General features: G+C 29.7%; 15 protein-coding genes and 1 pseudogene. 14 read left to right on the top strand and 2 right to left on the bottom strand.

Going from position 1 to position 15,626, the window contains the following annotated elements; translation table 11 throughout:
- Window positions 1-221: 221 nt before the first annotated feature.
- The 11 genes from ABUA27_RS04870 (at window position 222) to ABUA27_RS04820 (ending at window position 10,213) form a co-directional block, all read left to right on the top strand.
- The gene (locus tag ABUA27_RS04870; protein ID WP_349820348.1) at window positions 222-995 is read left to right on the top strand and encodes an ABC transporter ATP-binding protein; all 774 of its coding nucleotides are present in this window, start codon (window positions 222-224) and stop codon (window positions 993-995) included.
- A 208-nt stretch (window positions 996-1,203) separates the two neighbouring features.
- Window positions 1,204-1,662 (top strand): sigma-70 RNA polymerase sigma factor region 4 domain-containing protein, encoded by a 459-nt coding sequence (locus ABUA27_RS04865; protein ID WP_349820347.1) that lies wholly within the window; start codon window positions 1,204-1,206, stop codon window positions 1,660-1,662.
- Between the two features lie 505 nt (window positions 1,663-2,167).
- Entirely contained in the window at window positions 2,168-2,923 is a 756-nt protein-coding gene (locus tag ABUA27_RS04860) for a hypothetical protein (protein ID WP_349820346.1), read from the top strand.
- A 98-nt stretch (window positions 2,924-3,021) separates the two neighbouring features.
- Entirely contained in the window at window positions 3,022-3,288 is a 267-nt protein-coding gene (locus ABUA27_RS04855) for a type II toxin-antitoxin system prevent-host-death family antitoxin (RefSeq protein ID WP_349820345.1), read from the top strand.
- The gene (locus ABUA27_RS04850) at window positions 3,278-3,586 is read left to right on the top strand and encodes a type II toxin-antitoxin system RelE/ParE family toxin (protein WP_349820344.1); all 309 of its coding nucleotides are present in this window, start codon (window positions 3,278-3,280) and stop codon (window positions 3,584-3,586) included. Before ABUA27_RS04855 ends, ABUA27_RS04850 begins: the two co-directional genes overlap by 11 nt.
- 207 nt (window positions 3,587-3,793) lie before the next feature.
- Complete coding sequence (locus ABUA27_RS04845; protein ID WP_349820343.1) at window positions 3,794-4,036, top strand: DNA-binding protein; 243 nt, start codon at window positions 3,794-3,796, stop codon at window positions 4,034-4,036.
- Between the two features lie 9 nt (window positions 4,037-4,045).
- Complete coding sequence (locus ABUA27_RS04840; protein WP_349820342.1) at window positions 4,046-5,197, top strand: tyrosine-type recombinase/integrase; 1,152 nt, start codon at window positions 4,046-4,048, stop codon at window positions 5,195-5,197.
- 9 nt (window positions 5,198-5,206) lie between these two features.
- Complete coding sequence (locus ABUA27_RS04835; protein ID WP_349820341.1) at window positions 5,207-6,388, top strand: site-specific integrase; 1,182 nt, start codon at window positions 5,207-5,209, stop codon at window positions 6,386-6,388.
- A 142-nt stretch (window positions 6,389-6,530) separates the two neighbouring features.
- Entirely contained in the window at window positions 6,531-7,820 is a 1,290-nt protein-coding gene (locus ABUA27_RS04830; RefSeq protein ID WP_349820340.1) for an AAA family ATPase, read from the top strand.
- Between the two features lie 366 nt (window positions 7,821-8,186).
- On the top strand, window positions 8,187-9,233 hold the full coding sequence (locus ABUA27_RS04825; RefSeq protein ID WP_349820339.1) for a CHAT domain-containing protein: 1,047 nt from the start codon (window positions 8,187-8,189) through the stop codon (window positions 9,231-9,233).
- Window positions 9,234-9,328: 95 nt separating this feature from the next.
- Complete coding sequence (locus tag ABUA27_RS04820) at window positions 9,329-10,213, top strand: DUF2971 domain-containing protein (protein WP_349820338.1); 885 nt, start codon at window positions 9,329-9,331, stop codon at window positions 10,211-10,213.
- A 504-nt stretch (window positions 10,214-10,717) separates the two neighbouring features.
- On the opposite strand, the gene ABUA27_RS04815 is transcribed toward ABUA27_RS04820, so the two are convergent.
- Both ABUA27_RS04815 and ABUA27_RS04810 read right to left on the bottom strand, forming a co-directional pair.
- Window positions 10,718-11,467, bottom strand: coding sequence for a MurR/RpiR family transcriptional regulator (locus ABUA27_RS04815; protein WP_349820337.1), 750 nt, complete (start codon window positions 11,465-11,467; stop codon window positions 10,718-10,720).
- A gap of 57 nt (window positions 11,468-11,524) precedes the next feature.
- Window positions 11,525-12,751, bottom strand: coding sequence for a hypothetical protein (locus ABUA27_RS04810; RefSeq protein ID WP_349820336.1), 1,227 nt, complete (start codon window positions 12,749-12,751; stop codon window positions 11,525-11,527).
- A gap of 162 nt (window positions 12,752-12,913) precedes the next feature.
- On the opposite strand from ABUA27_RS04810, the gene ABUA27_RS04805 reads away from it, so the two are divergent.
- The 3 genes and pseudogenes from ABUA27_RS04805 to ABUA27_RS04795 all read left to right on the top strand — a co-directional run bounded on the left by ABUA27_RS04805 (window position 12,914) and on the right by ABUA27_RS04795 (window position 15,625).
- Complete coding sequence (locus ABUA27_RS04805) at window positions 12,914-13,147, top strand: hypothetical protein (RefSeq protein WP_349820335.1); 234 nt, start codon at window positions 12,914-12,916, stop codon at window positions 13,145-13,147.
- Window positions 13,148-13,165: 18 nt separating this feature from the next.
- Window positions 13,166-14,245 (top strand): annotated as a pseudogene (locus ABUA27_RS04800) (PTS sugar transporter subunit IIC); the annotation flags it as partial.
- Between the two features lie 30 nt (window positions 14,246-14,275).
- Window positions 14,276-15,625, top strand: coding sequence for an acyclic terpene utilization AtuA family protein (locus tag ABUA27_RS04795; RefSeq protein ID WP_349820334.1), 1,350 nt, complete (start codon window positions 14,276-14,278; stop codon window positions 15,623-15,625).
- Window position 15,626: the final 1 nt, after the last annotated feature.

Here is a 15,626-nt window from a genome sequence, read left to right as displayed (position 1 = left end):
TAGATAACAACTAACCTTATCTACTGAAAACTTAATTTACAGGAAATAAGAATTTACACAAGATTCTTGACACTATCCTTGGTAGATTTTATATATATAATCAAATAACACTATCTATCATTTTAATAATTGTTTTATATTTTATAGTAAACATTGTAATTTCATTATTGATTTGTTATAGGACTTCGATAAAAAATATCAATATCAAGGAGGTGTAGATGATGAATGAAATAATTATAAATGTTGAGAACATTACAAAAATATATGATCAAATGACTGATTATCCAGTAAAATCATTAATTAATGTTTCATTACAAGTGGAGAAAGGTGAGTTTATAGCAATAATGGGTCCTTCTGGTTCTGGAAAAACAACTTTTATAAATTGCTTATCTACTATGGATACGCCAACTGAAGGTAAAATATATTTATATGGGAAATCCATATTAGAATTATCTAATAAAGAAATTGGAAAGTTTAGAAGTGATGAGATAGGGTTTATTTTTCAAGATTATCAATTATTGGATTATTTAACTATTGTAGAAAATATTGCATTTCCATTATCTATGAATAAAATATCAGTTAGTACAATGAAGAAAAAGATTAGAACCGTTGCAAAAGATCTGAATATTGAAAATATTTTAGATAAGTACCCCGATGAATGTTCTGGTGGAGAAAAACAAAGAGTAGCTATTGCAAGAGCATTAGTAAGCAATCCTAGTATAATTATTGCAGATGAGCCAACAGGAAATTTAGATAGTAAAAACACATTTGAATTAATGCATATATTTAATAATTTAAATGAAAAGTACGGTAAAACTATAGTATTAGTAACACACGATGTAATGGTTGCTTCTTATTCTTCAAGGTTATTATATATTCAAGATGGTAAAATAAAAGAACAAATTAAAAGAAAAAATTTTGAGAATCAAGAAAAGTATTTTTTTGAAATCACACAAATAAATTCTCAAGAGAGATTATCTATATTAAGTCATTAAACTTAGATGTATTTATGCATAATATTGAAACAGAATAAAGGATTATTAGAAACATCATAATTGAATAAAAAGATAAAGAACAAGTATTTAGTGAGGATCAACCCTCTATCTAAATTGCTTGTTCTTTTTTTATGGACAAAATATGAATAAATGTAGAAGTCCTCCTTGAATGAGTTTTTAAAACAATAATTCAAGGAGGATAAATAAAATGAAAAATGATTATAAGAAAAATGATTTTTATATAAAGAAAGATGAGAATGGAAATAAATATTATTTTATGAGAATATATGGAACATATATAGAAGTTCCTCATGAGGTTTTTAATGTGTGTTATGCCTCATATAAAACACAATTAAGAGATATACAAAAAGATATCAATTATAAGTTAAAGAGTTTAGATAATGAATTTAATAATAATGTGAGATATGTAGATATGGTTGTTGATGAAGTGGATCATTATGAACAAATCAAAATAAATGATGAAGTTGCTGTTATTCTTCATATCATTAAAAGTCTACCAGAAGATGAAAAGGATCTCATAACCAATCTTCTTTTAAAGGAAAAAACAGAAAGAGAATTATCAAGAGAACTCGATGTTCCCTATTCAACGATCCATAAAAGAAAGAACAATATAATAAAAAAGATAAAAAAACAATTAAAAAGGTAAGCAAGAGCTAAAAACGTGTCCCTTTAATAAGTGAGGGGAGAATAAGTTTGCCTCTCATCAGAACATTGAAAATTGAATCATCTGAATTAATACGTTACTTTCTGTTAAGCACGTTGATGACTTCGCCGAGATTTCTTTTTTATTATTTATATTTTCGAATTTAAAAAAAGTTGTAAGTTTGAAAAGTTGAAAACTTGAAAAAAGAATAGCGATAAAAAGTTGATCATAAAAGGACACTAGCAAGTTCTTTGCGATGATGCAGAAAGGAAAATAATGATACTTCATCTATGATTGGTCGAGCGTGATCAAACCGTCGCAACCATAATAGGTGTTTCTCTGATAGAACGAGGAAACGTGAAATGCGTATGTCTTATGCAAAAAGAGTTAATTCAGATAATGGAAAGTCTATAAATTTAAAATGAATGTATTTTTGTTGATAGATCGTGGTACTTAGTTATAAAAGACTAAGTACTATCATTCTATCAATGAAAGAGAGGATGATAAGATGAATAAGATATTTTTAGCAACTTCAGGACAAATAAAACCTGAAGATGAATTGATAGATAAACTTGAAGAATTATCAATAAAATATGATGGAGATATAGTTGGTATTTTAGATTATAAAGAAGAAATGCTTTTTGAAAGACCTCAAGTATTTGTAGAAGGATTGAACGAAATGGATGCTACACACATATTTTTTATAGAACATAACTTTGTTGTTTCAGAGGTTATCAATGATTGTATGATTTGTAATGAAGCAAACAGATTAGGGATAAAACTCATAGATGTCACAATAGGAAAAGAAGTTCAAGAAGTCATCAATACTATACCAAAAACATTCGGTGATCAGATTAAAGCGTTAACGAAAAAAGTTGAACAGTTAAATATGCATACGATTTCTGATGGTTTTCAAAAGTCTCAACATGACGAAAATAAACGAAATGTTGTCATTATAAGTGATGGTTCAGTAAGTGGAGATGAAGTGAAAAGCTACGCACAACAATATTTGGTAGAGCATTTTATAGAAGATAGATTAAAGAAAGTTTGTGGTATTCGTTTTGGTGAATTCGATAAAAATATTGAAAAGAAATTGAATGAACTTATAGAAGAATTAGAAAATCTGAAGATTGTCGTTTACAATAATATAGATTCGCCAGAGTTCAAGACATATATGGATTCTATACAATCACTAAATATAGATGTTGAATATAGAGATGAACATGAAAACACACTATGTTATGATTCATTAACATTGAATTAAGATACAGTATATAAAAACTCATAATCAATAAAACTATGAAAATGTATAAAATATGATATAATTATATCAAGATAAAGATATGAAAGGTGGATATAATTATGATAATAAAAGCATCTGCATCATTAAGAAACGAGTATACTGATATTTCTAAATTAGCAAAGGAAACAAAAGAACCAATTTATATTACTAAAAATGGAGAGGGTGATCTTGTGTTAATGAGCATAGAAGCATTTGAAAAAAGAGAACAAATGTTAGATTTAAGAGCAAAGGTTATACAAGCTGAAGAAGAACGTCTTAGTGGGGCTAAAACATTATCTGTTGATGAAGCAAGAAAGAAATTAAAGGAAAGATTGAATGAAATATAAGATTGAAATATTACCTTCTGCTTGGAATGATTTTAAAAAATTAGAAGGTTATTTTGTTTTACAATTTGGAGAGAAAAGAGCTTTAGAGATTTTAAATCATATATTAGATGTGATTGAAAGACTAGGAGATCATCCGCACTCTGGTTCTGATACACCAGATGCATGGTTGAATGAACGTGGATATAGGATGATCATTATACATGAAAAATGTATAGCCATTTATCGAATGGTTGATGATGTTGTATATATTTATCATATTGCAGATACAAGATCTGAATATACGAAGTTGTTTTATTGATACTGAGTTTAAGATAGTTAGTTAAAAAAGGGATTATGAGATCATTGAAATGAACCTTGTTATTTGGACACTGATGTGTACCCAGTTTTCTGGACACGTTAAAATTTAATGTTAAAAAATTATGCCATGGATGCTAATCTGTACAAAACAGGTGGCATCCATTTTATTTTTTGAAGAAATAGATAAGATGAGAAAGAGGAATATAAAATGAATGATTTACAAATGATTACGCAAGAAGAATTGACAAAACTGATTCATTGTTCAGAAGCACATGTGACTTTTTTAAGAGAATTAGGAATTATACCTGCAATAAAAACAGGACGAAATTATATGTTTTCACCTGTATCGATTCAAAACTTTTTTGATGATTATGCAGGACTTGATGTGAGTAATCGTATAAAAGCTATGCGAAGTAAAGAAATTGTTGAATCACGAAAAAAATCTTGTTAGGACTCGTCGATGGCTATAAGAAAAGTCAAAAGCAAGAAATACGGTTATACATATCAAATAGATATTAAGTATAAAAATCAATACGGAGAAAGTTTACGCCATATTGAGAGTAATATACATGATTTGAATGTTGCTAAAAAACGTGAGAAAGAATTTTTAGAAAATGTTGAGTTAGAAAAATTAAAAAATCAAACATGTGAGAAAACATTTAATGATGTTTTTTTAGAATACATGGAATTAGAGGGAATGAATAAATACGCAAATGCAACAATGGTCAATTATACGACCAATCATCAGCGATATATCAAGGATAACATTGGTAAAGAGAAAATAACTTCTTTGAAATATAAAGAGATACAAAGATATTTTAATCAATTATCACAGCAATATGCTTTTCCTACATTAAAGAATATTAAAAAGATTTTTTCCGTTACATTTCGATATGCACTTAAGCATGGATATGTTAGAGAAAATCTTGTGCATTATTTACAATTATCTAAAGATGATAGACCTAGAGTAGATGTAAAAACAGTAAGCGATGATGATTTACAAAAGATTGTTAATGAAATACAGAAGGTGAATAAAAATAATCCCTATAAAGATAAATGGGAAGCAATGTTTACAGCAAAGGCATATGCAATTGCTATTCTAATAGGAAGATATACTGGGTTAAGAGTGAGTGAAGTTCTAGCTTTGAAAAAAGAAGATTTTGATTTTGAAAGAAATACAATGAATGTTCATAGTAGGGTAGAATATGCTGGTTTAAAAAAATCAGAAGTTTATGTTACTGAAAGGTTAAAATCAAAAAGTAGTAAGAGTGTTTTACCTATTAGTCAAGCAATATCTCAAATGTTAAAACAATGGTTTGAAGTTAACCCCTATGAATATGTGGTTTGTAATGGGAAAGGTAAGATATTACATCCAGAGGTTTTAAATAAAAGAATAAGAGATGTGAGTCATTCACTAGGAATTAAGTTTCATTTTCATATGCTTAGGCATACATATGCAACAGAACTAATCAAGAAAAATATCAATCCAGTGATAGTTAAAGGATTAATGCGTCATAGTAGTGTAGACACAACGGTCAATATTTATACTCATGTTAACAATAAAGAACAACGTGAAGCCTTAGATAGCTTATATTCTGATATGCATTTGTAGGAACATAAAATGGCAATTACAAAAATAAAAAGTAAAAAATATGGATATACATATCAAGTAGATGTTCGTTATAAAGATTATATGGGAGTAACGCAACGATATGTTAAGAGTGGGTTTAGAACTAAAACTGAAGCTAGAAAACATGAAGCTAGTATTATAGATCAAGCTTCATCAAAAAGTATCATTCCAAACTCACAAGGGAAAACAGTTAATGATGTATTTGAAGAATATATGGAAATCGAGGGTGAAATCAAATATGCTCCCACGACCAAATTTAACTATAGAAAAGTACATAGATTGTATGTGGAAAAGAGTTTTGGAAAAAGGCCTATAGCGAAAGTAGATTATGCTGCTTTGCAAAGATATATAAATGATACTTATAAAAAAATTGATTATTCAACTGTTTGGAATATCAAGAAGATATTTGCTGTAACATTTAAATATGCAGTTCGTATTGGATATATCTCACATAATCCAGTTAAAGATATCACTATTTCACAGAATTCTAAACAAGAAAAGAAAATCGCTACTATTAGTGATGAAGATTTAGGAAAAATAATTGAACGATTGCATCAACCACCACCACATAATAAACGAAAGGAAAGTGTTGCTTTTTGTTTTAGATCATATGAAATAGCACTTATTATCGGAAGATATACTGGTTTAAGGTTAAGTGAAGTTCTTGCTTTGAAAAAAGATGACTTTGATTTAGAAAAACATCGTTTATATGTTCAAAGAAGAATAGAATATGCAGGGTTACAGGCTAAAGACATATATTTAAGTGGAAAACTAAAAACCAAAGGAAGTAAAACAGTTATAGAAATTAATAAAGGACTTTGTGTATATTTAAAGAAATGGTTTGATGAAAATCCATATGATTTAGTTGTGTGTGATAGTAATGGAAATCTGATTTATCCACCTTCTATGACAGATCAGTTGCGAAAGATAGCAAAGGATCTTGATATCAAGTTTCATTTTCATATGCTTCGTCATACGTTTGCAACTGAACTCATGATGACAGATGTTAAACCTGTAGTTGTTAAAGATTTGTTAAGACATAGTACAGTCAATACAACGTGGAATGTTTACACACATCCTCATGAAGAAATCTATAAAGAAACAATTGATTCTGTATATAAAGATACTGAAAATAGTATCTCTATTGATTTGTCAGATTTTGGACTAAAATAAATTTGTTACTGAAAACTATGTTTAAATTATATAACAAAACAAGAAAATGCATATTTATCAACGTTAATGATGATTATTGTCAAATAACCATTGACATTTAACGAAAAAAAGCGTATTATTTAAACGGAATGGAGGAAAAATTATGGATAGCGTAGTATTAAAGTGTCTTGCTGTAGAGAATTATGCTTCTTTTGCAGACAGGATTGAATTTACAACAGAAATAGACAAATCAAAGAAAGATACAATAAATAGCACATTTTTCTATGATAATCTCCAACTAAACAAAGTTTCTTTTTTATATGGAGCTAATGGTTCAGGTAAGACGTTTTTCTGTAAGATACTGCGAGAAATTCAAAGACTCCTTGATTGGTCATCGCTTACAACATTAAATCAATCTCAATTGTCGACTTTACCTATCAAAGAATTTGAAAATTCAGTTCCTACCTTTGCATTTGATAAGGAATATACAGATAAGCCTACAAAGTTTGAAATAGAGATTTTAATAGGCGAAACTATGTATCACTATGAATTTTCAATATTAAATGAAAAAGTCATTTATGAGTTATTGACTAAAAAACGAATAAGGACAGAAAAGTTAATAGAAAGAACATCAAGTTCTTTCAAAGACATAGTTTTAAAATCTGAATTTAAAGATTTTGAAAATACGAAACATGTTGTTAAGGAAGAAGCGTTGTGTTTGTCAATAGCTGCGTTGTTAAATAACGAAATAGCAATGAAAATCAATGATGCAATTCATGAAATAAGAGTTGTCAGTATGACAGCAGCTAGATTAAAGCCAATGAATGCAACTGAATCGTTCTCAGAAGAACGTATAAAAAAATATGTTGAGATTTTAAAAAAAGCTGATCCGACTTTGAGAAACATTAATATATCTTTTGAAGAAGAAGAAGAAGTAGGACATCAAAAGGTAGAAAGTGACGATTTTGAAAATCGTGAAATTATTGCGACAAAAATGAAAATCGGAGTAGAGGGTGTACACGCTTTTTATGAAAATGGAGAAGAAACAGAAAAAATAGCTCCATTTACTTTCTTTGCTGATGAATCGTTAGGAACCGTGAAACTGTTTACTGCTTTGCCATATTTGTTTGATGTTTTAGAAAATGGTGGAGTATTAATTGTTGATGAAATAGAAAATGGATTACATTTATCTTTGGTTAAAGAAATTGTCAATTTATTTACGAACGAGATTACAAATCCATTTAATGCTCAATTAATTTGTACTTCACATCAACCGTTATTATTGGATGGGGATTTTCGCCGCGATCAAGTATGGATATCGACAAAGGATCAATATGGTAAAAGTACTCTCAAAAGATTAAGTGATTTTAAAACTTCGAGATCGAAGGTAAGTTTGACAAACAAGATATTGAATGGAGTTTTTGGATGTAATCCAGATATATTCTTTGATTAAGACGGTATATATAAAGAAAAAAACCGAGCTGCAACTCGGCGTTTCGTCAAATACATATATAATGTATTATAGATAAAATCTATGTAGACAAATAGATTTTACCATGCATGTTTATTAGGCGCAAGTTTAATTGCTCTAAAAAATGTGGTGATGAACTTTTTTTCTATTAAATACTGCAAAAAATAGGAAAAAGGAGGTAAAATTATGAAAAGAATTAAATATACATACTACATATGTAGATGTGGAAGAAAAATCATTCCATTTTCTAATCCTTCAAGATGCCCACATTGTGGTCGTGTGACTATTTTAAAATAGTATACACATCGCCTCCATTTCAATTTATAAGTATATGAAGGAGGAAAGAGTATGGCAACAATTGACTATATAAGAAATAACTTGTTAAGAAAAGAGAAAGAATTAAATAAATTGACTCAGGACTTAGCAAAAGAACAATCAAAAATTGCAGATCAGGAGAAAAAAATTCTGTTAGCTAATAAAAGAATGTCACAAACCAAATCATTATCAACTATAAAATCGAAACAAAAGGAAATAGACTTAGCAATGCGGAAGAAGAGTGATAGTCTAAAAAAATGTGGAGATTTACAAGGCAAGATTTCGAAGAAGAGAAGCGAAATTCTTTCTTCACAAGTTAAATATGAAAATGAAATTGCAAAAGAAGAAAAAAAGAAATTAGAATTGGAAAATAAACGTGCTCGAGAAATTGAAAAGAAAAATAAAGATTTACAAATAATGTTGAAAGAACAATCTGTAAATCAAAATATAATTATGCAAGAAATTGAAAACTTAAAACATATCCCTGATGAGATTACAGTGCTGTTTTTAGCATCTAGCCCAATAGATACAAATCCACTGCGATTAGACGAAGAAGCTCGCATGATTCAAAGCAAGATACGTATGTCAGAATATCGAGATTCGGTTAAATTTGAAACAAGATGGGCTACAAGAAGTAGTGATATTCTACAAGCGGTCAATGAAACTAATCCAACTATTGTGCATTTTAGTGGTCACGGAAGTTGCAATGGAGATATTGTATTATTGAATGTGGATGGGACAGCAAATTTTGTTACAAAAGAGGCTATGACAATCACTTTATCAACAATGAGCGATAGGATAGAACTTGTAGTTTTCAATATGTGTTTTTCAGAAGCGCAAGCAAAAAATTGTGTGCAATATATAAATGCCGCTATTGGTATGTCTGATTCTATAGGTGATTCAGCTGCTTGTGAGTTTGCAGCTCAACTGTATTCATCTATTGGTTTTGGTCATTCTCTACAGAAGGCGTATTGTCAAGCAGTAGCACAATTGATGTTATTAGATGCAAATCAAGCAAATATACCTAAATTATTTGTAAAGGAAGGTATTGATTCTGAACAAATGTTTTTTGTTAATTAAAAAATTCACATAATGCAAGTTATAACTTGTTAAAATTTATTTTGAGGTATCTATATTAGATACCTCAAAACTATTTATTGAGGGAGGGAATATATGTGTTTGATAAAAAAATAACTAAACGTTATATAGAATTAATGGAAGATGAAAATAAAACATATGAAGATGTTCAAAATTTTATATATGTTAATAGACCTAATTGTTTATATAGATACCGAACTGTTGAATTTATTGAATCTGAAACAATAGGTGGATTAATTAAAATAAGCCAACCTAGTGTGTATAATGATCCTTTTGATTGTGGATTTTATATAGATAGTGAAAAATATATGAATGACCGTAAATGGATTTGTAATCAAAATTTATTGTTCATGGGAAATACTGCTGATATGAAGGAAATGTTTCAAAAATCAATTAATAAAATTGAATTAGAGTATAAAGAAGAAAATTATTTTACGTGTTTTTCTGAGGAGAATAATAATCCATTGATGTGGGCTCATTATGCTGATTCACATAAGGGCATCTGTATAGAATATGATTATGATAAAATTCCCAAAGAAATTAAACAATTAATTTTTCCGATAATTTATAAAGAGAAAAGATATGATGCAACACAACTCTTAGCATATCATAATAAAAATTTAGCAAGAAATCCTTCGTTTTATAAGAGTTCTATGTGGAGATATGAAAAAGAGTGGCGTTTTAGAATTGATAGAACAGAGATAGATTCTATCAAAAACAAAAGTGTTAAAGAAATAAATAGTGAAAGTCATATTTTTTTAGATCTTTCCAGTGCTATAAAATCTATTTATTTTGGCATGAATTTTAACTTTAATAATAAAGAAATAACAGAATATTTAAAAAAACTTCAAAAACATGCTGAAAAAAACAATATTACATTATATCGGATGATACCTTTAAATCACTCTAAATATGGATTGCGAGTAGAAGTTATAGAGGATGTAACGTCCGTCCTTGCTTAATGACACGGCATTTAAGAAATTTGTTTGTAAGTTCAAAAGGGAAGAAATGGAATGCAACATATATAAGTGATTCTACTCTTGCAAATAAGAAAAGGATTGTTTATAATTATCCTTGGTTTGCCAATAAGAAGTTTATAGCCTCATATAAATTTCATGATTTTTCCGTAAAAAAGACGTGAAATTTAAAAAATAGTTTAAAAATATTAAAAAACATAGATTAAATCAAGTTTTTTTGAATTGAACAAGTAATTTTAATCGCGCCTCAGATGAACTTAAGGATTACATAGAGAAAAGAGAATATAACTATAGATGTGTTAAACAATACTTAGAATCTAAAGGATATGAGGTAGAGAGAGCTTATTTTGGTTCTGAAGATGGCGAAGCCATCTTATACAGAAATACAGATGAGTGGCATTTCTTAACACATATGGATCCTAGTTTTGTGGAATCTGAAGATATAATAAAAGACTTAGACATTTAGGTGTCTAAGTCTTTGTGCTATTTTTACATTAATTTGGCTATTTCTGATGTAAGTATATCCGTATAAATAAAGAATATAACCTGATTTTCTAGATAATTCTGAAATCCTTGGTTAATAGTAGATGGAAGCCAGATATAGTTGTTTGTATATTTTTTTATAGAAAGCTTATCATTCATAGTAATAATAGATAGATTAAAAGACAGTTTCTTAGACATATCTTTAAGTGTTGTATTGATAGATCCAAGCACATTTCCTCTATTTGTATAGATAATAACCATATCATCTTGATTTATTAACTGTTGAAAATCATTGACAATGTCTCCATAGTCTAAGAAAATAGCCTTCTTGCCATATTTAAATAGGTTATATTGTAACAGTTTTGCAGGAAGCGCGCTTTTGTGCATTCCAAGAATAATAATAGATTCTGCGTTTACAATATCAGATGCAAATTGATTAAGTTGTTGATAATCAATAGATGATTTAAGTATTTCTATAAGCTTAATATATGCATCCAAAGTAGAAAGATTGTCTTTAGATGAATTTCCTTGTTTTCCTGATCTAAATACATCAAACTTAAACTCATTGTATCCATCATAGCCGATTTTTTGACAGAATCTAGTAATCGTAGATTGTGAGATATTATATTGTTTTGATAAGTCACTTGCAGAAAAACTTAAAATATTCTGTAAATTATCTTTCAGTACATCGTAAAGCATAAGTTCTTTTTTTGTGAATGAATCCTTTTTTAAATCCATCTTTTCAAATGGGTTCATATAACCACCTCAATTTCTTTTCTTATTATAATGTAAAAAAAGTAAATTCGAAAGAATTTACTTTAATAAAGCATGTGTCTGATCAATAACTCTCTGGATAAAATCATCCGCATTTCCTTTAGATAAACGAGAAATGTATGTTTCAAAATACTTCCCATAGTCTTCCTTACAGACAAAATAGTTAGAATAATTCTCACAATAACCCATTATAATAACGTGGTAATCTTTAAATGTATTCACTATTCTTTGACCTAAAGCAGCAGTAATATCTCCTGGGAGAGAAATCAAAAGAATATTACCAAGTTTAATGATATGACTATAAAGGTTTAATGTCATTTTCCCTTTACTTGCTTTAAATTCTAGATTATGAAGTAACATTTTAGACATAGCCAATTTTGAAGTATCGTCAGATTGAGCAATTATCTCTTTAAGATGAGGAATTTCACTTTGTACAAAAGAGTCTGTCTGTCCATTATAGGAATATTTCTTTTCGACTGTAGTGAATTTTAATCCTTCAGTATTAGTGTCTAATGTATGTAAATGATTCATCTGATTAATGACTGAAGATGATACTCTCTCTAATTCATCTTCGCCTTTAAGTTCACGATAGAAACGAGTAGAGACATCACCACAGTATCCATTAACAATCATACATGGAACATTTGTCTTTTGCTGATACTTTTGACGAACCCATCCAAGTAGATCGGCAGATAACTTTAAATTAGAACCATTTAAAATAGTAGGGTGACAAGACATCTGAATGAATGAACAGATGTCCTTTTTTGAATGGCTATTCATAAAATGAATAACATGAACACTCTTATCTGCAATACCATTCTTGTTGTTTCGATTACCATAGAGACCTTCTATCTCCGTTTTTTCCATTGTTAGAAAAGAATCCTCTAAAGAATTCATACTTAAAGAAATACTTTCAATAAAGGATTTAATAAGATTGCGCTGTAATTCTGGATCAATATATACATTTTCAAAAAATGGTTTAAAGTAGGCAGGCGCAGAGTGTGTATGAATACAGCCTATAACTATTTGTTCAAATGGAATACCATATTTATCAAAAATAGCCTGTTTAACAGATAAAATCACACTATCCTCAATAATAATAGAATCTAGAATAGAGATAATAATTGTTTGTTTATCCTCTTTAATGACTAAAGAGTTAATTTCTATTGGATCCAATACACCTTTAGATAATTCTTTTCTATTATATCCAGCAATACGTACTGCCTTTTTAGGTGTAATGTTTAATTTATTATAACCAGTTTGCATATGTTTACCTCCTTGCAATTGCAAGTATAGCACATACTTATCTAAAATGAAAGCAAATTCAAAAATTAAAAATAAATATTGCATAGCTATTCATTTCATGCTATGCTAGATGTGTCAAATGAAACCGGTTATAAAACATGACACAAGTGAGGAGGATTATTTATGAACAAAAAAAATTCAGGATTTATGAATAAGTTTCAAGCAGTACTAGAAAAATATGTTGTTCCTGTAGCAATGAAAATCTCACAACAGAGACATTTAGCTGCTGTTCGTGATGGATTAACAATTCTAGTGCCAGTAACAATTATCGGTGGTTTTGCGATTTTATTTGCAATGCCTCCAGTAGATGCTTCAGTAAAAGCAACTAATATATTAACAACAATTTTATGTGCATGACGTGATCTCGCAGCAACTTTTAAAACAACACTTATGATTCCATACAATTTAACAATTGGAGCTATTTCAATTTATGTTGTACTTGGTGTTGCGTATCGTCTATGTAAATACTATAAGATGGATACAATCTCTAATCTCATTACAACTTTACTAGTATATTTATGTGTGGCTGGTATTCCTACAGCGTTCACAGCAGGTGAAGCAACAGTAACAGCGATTCCATTAACCAACATTGGTGCAAGTGGAATGTTTACAGCAATCTTAGTTGCGATTTGTGTTATTGAAATCAATCATTTCTTTATGAAGAAGAATCTTGTTATTCGTTTACCAGATTCAGTGCCACCAAATGTTGCAGCACCTTTCAATGTATTAATTCCAGGTGTAGCAAGTTTAGTATTCTTTATGGCTATTGATGCATTATGTACTACTTTTGTAGGTACAGGATTTTCAGGATTAATCTATGCGATTTTCCAGCCACTATTATCAGCAACAGGTTCATTACAGTCTATTATTATCATTAACTTATTGATGACAACTTTCTGGTTCTTTGGTATTCATGGTGGAAACATGTTAGGTGTTGTTGTTACTCCAGTTACAACAGCAGCTCTTGCTATGAATGCTGAAGCCTATGCAGCAGGTAAAGAACTTCCATTTATTTTTGCAGGTGCATTTAATACTGTATATGGTGGTTATATTTCATATATGGCAGTAGTGCTTTGTTTATTATTGTTCTCTAAAGCATCACAATCAAAATCTATTGCGAAGATTGCGGTTGTTTCAACAGCATTCAACATTAATGAACCAGTCATCTTTGGTTTACCAACAGTATTAAACCCATTTACACTCATTATCTTCTATATCTGTAACAATTTGAATGTTGCTATTGCTTATACACTTATGAGTTGTGGATTCCTAAAGAAATTCTATATTTCATTACCATTTACAATCCCTGGTCCATTACAAGCTTGGCTTGCATCAATGGATATTAAAGCAGTCTTTGTATGGTTTGGGTTATTAGTATTAGATATTATTATTGCAGCACCGTTCATGAAAGCATATGATAATCAATTCTTAAAAGAAGGAGAAAGTGCTGAATAATCAGCACTTTTTGTACAGGTGGATATTATTATGAAGAAAATAAGAATTGGCAGTGGTGCAGGTTATGCGGGAGACCGTATTGAACCTGCTATTGACTTAATCAAAAGAGGAAATCTTGATTATATTATTTTTGAATGCTTAGCTGAAAGAACTATCTCTCTAGCTCAGAAAGCTAAAATGGAAGATCCTACAAAAGGATATAATGCATTATTTGAATATCGTTTTGATCGTATTTTAGATGCATTAAAGGAACATAAAGTTAAAGTTATTACTAATATGGGCGCAGCGAATCCTTATTATGCTGCATTAAAGTGTCAGGAAATGGCAAAAGATAAAGGATTAACTAATCTAAAGATTGCTTATGTTGAAGGTGATGATGTATCAGATAAACTAGAAGACTATCAGGAATATGTCACTATGGAAACTAAGAAACCTTTATCAGCTATTGATGGTGAAGTATTATCCGCAAATGGTTATATTGGTTGCGTTGGTATTGTAGAAGCGTTAAAGAATAATGCGGATATCGTTATTACGGGAAGAGTGGCTGATCCATCTCTTAGCTTAGGCCCATTAGTGTATGAATTTGGATGGTCTATGGATGATTATGAAAAGCTAGGAAAAGGGACTTGGGTAGGACATTTATTAGAATGTGCTGGACAAGTGACAGGTGGTTATTTTGCTGATCCGGGTTATAAAGATGTACCTGAACTGTGGAATTTAGGATTCCCAATTATTGAAGTAGATGAAAATGGAGATGGTGTTGTATCAAAGCTTCCAAATACTGGTGGTATTGTCACAACAGAAACTGTTAAGGAACAGTCTCTCTATGAAATTCAGGATCCGGAGAATTACTTTACACCAGATGTTATTGCAGATTTCTCTCAAATTACTGTAAAACAGATTGGTGAAAATGAAGTAAGAATAGAAAATGCGAGTGGTAAAGCACCAAATGGTTATTATAAGACAAGTGTTGGTTACCATGATTGTTATATTGGCGAAGGACAAATCAGTTACGGGGGAAGAAATGCGCTTGCTAAAGCAAAACTTGCAAAAGAAGTACTAGAACATCGTTTTGAAATGATAGGTTTAAAGGCTGAAGAAGTACGTTTCGATTATATTGGCTTGAATTCTTTATATATGGATAGCATCTCTGATGGAATGGGACAGTATGTACCAAATGAAATTAGATTAAGAGTAGCCGCTAGAGTGAAGAGTAAGGAAGAAGCAGGACTTGTCGGAAATGAAGTAGAAGCTCTTTATACAAATGGTCCTTCTGGTGGAGGAGGAGCAGTTAAAACAATTAAAGATATCGTAAGTATTGCATCTATTTTGATTCCTACTGAACATTTTCATATTACTGTAGGATACTTGGAGGTATAGA

Source organism: Catenibacterium sp. RTP21428st1_D7_RTP21428_210409 (genome assembly GCF_040227455.1).
In the GTDB taxonomy this organism is placed as follows: Bacteria; Bacillota_I; Bacilli_A; order Erysipelotrichales; family Coprobacillaceae; genus Catenibacterium; species Catenibacterium mitsuoka_A.
This window is presented reverse-complemented; position numbering and strand designations above follow the sequence as displayed.

Excerpts from the sequence above, each read along its gene's own strand:
- ABUA27_RS04870 (WP_349820348.1), top strand. The coding sequence starts at position 222 with ATGAATGAAATAATTATAAATGTTGAGAACATTACAAAAATATATGAT.
- ABUA27_RS04865 (WP_349820347.1), top strand. The coding sequence starts at position 1,204 with ATGAAAAATGATTATAAGAAAAATGATTTTTATATAAAGAAAGATGAG.
- ABUA27_RS04860 (WP_349820346.1), top strand. The coding sequence starts at position 2,168 with ATGAATAAGATATTTTTAGCAACTTCAGGACAAATAAAACCTGAAGAT.
- ABUA27_RS04855 (WP_349820345.1), top strand. The coding sequence starts at position 3,022 with ATGATAATAAAAGCATCTGCATCATTAAGAAACGAGTATACTGATATT.
- ABUA27_RS04850 (WP_349820344.1), top strand. The coding sequence starts at position 3,278 with ATGAAATATAAGATTGAAATATTACCTTCTGCTTGGAATGATTTTAAA.
- ABUA27_RS04845 (WP_349820343.1), top strand. The coding sequence starts at position 3,794 with ATGAATGATTTACAAATGATTACGCAAGAAGAATTGACAAAACTGATT.
- ABUA27_RS04840 (WP_349820342.1), top strand. The coding sequence starts at position 4,046 with ATGGCTATAAGAAAAGTCAAAAGCAAGAAATACGGTTATACATATCAA.
- ABUA27_RS04835 (WP_349820341.1), top strand. The coding sequence starts at position 5,207 with ATGGCAATTACAAAAATAAAAAGTAAAAAATATGGATATACATATCAA.
- ABUA27_RS04830 (WP_349820340.1), top strand. The coding sequence starts at position 6,531 with ATGGATAGCGTAGTATTAAAGTGTCTTGCTGTAGAGAATTATGCTTCT.
- ABUA27_RS04825 (WP_349820339.1), top strand. The coding sequence starts at position 8,187 with ATGGCAACAATTGACTATATAAGAAATAACTTGTTAAGAAAAGAGAAA.
- ABUA27_RS04815 (WP_349820337.1), bottom strand. The coding sequence starts at position 11,467 with ATGAACCCATTTGAAAAGATGGATTTAAAAAAGGATTCATTCACAAAA.
- ABUA27_RS04810 (WP_349820336.1), bottom strand. The coding sequence starts at position 12,751 with ATGCAAACTGGTTATAATAAATTAAACATTACACCTAAAAAGGCAGTA.
- ABUA27_RS04805 (WP_349820335.1), top strand. The coding sequence starts at position 12,914 with ATGAACAAAAAAAATTCAGGATTTATGAATAAGTTTCAAGCAGTACTA.
- ABUA27_RS04795 (WP_349820334.1), top strand. The coding sequence starts at position 14,276 with ATGAAGAAAATAAGAATTGGCAGTGGTGCAGGTTATGCGGGAGACCGT.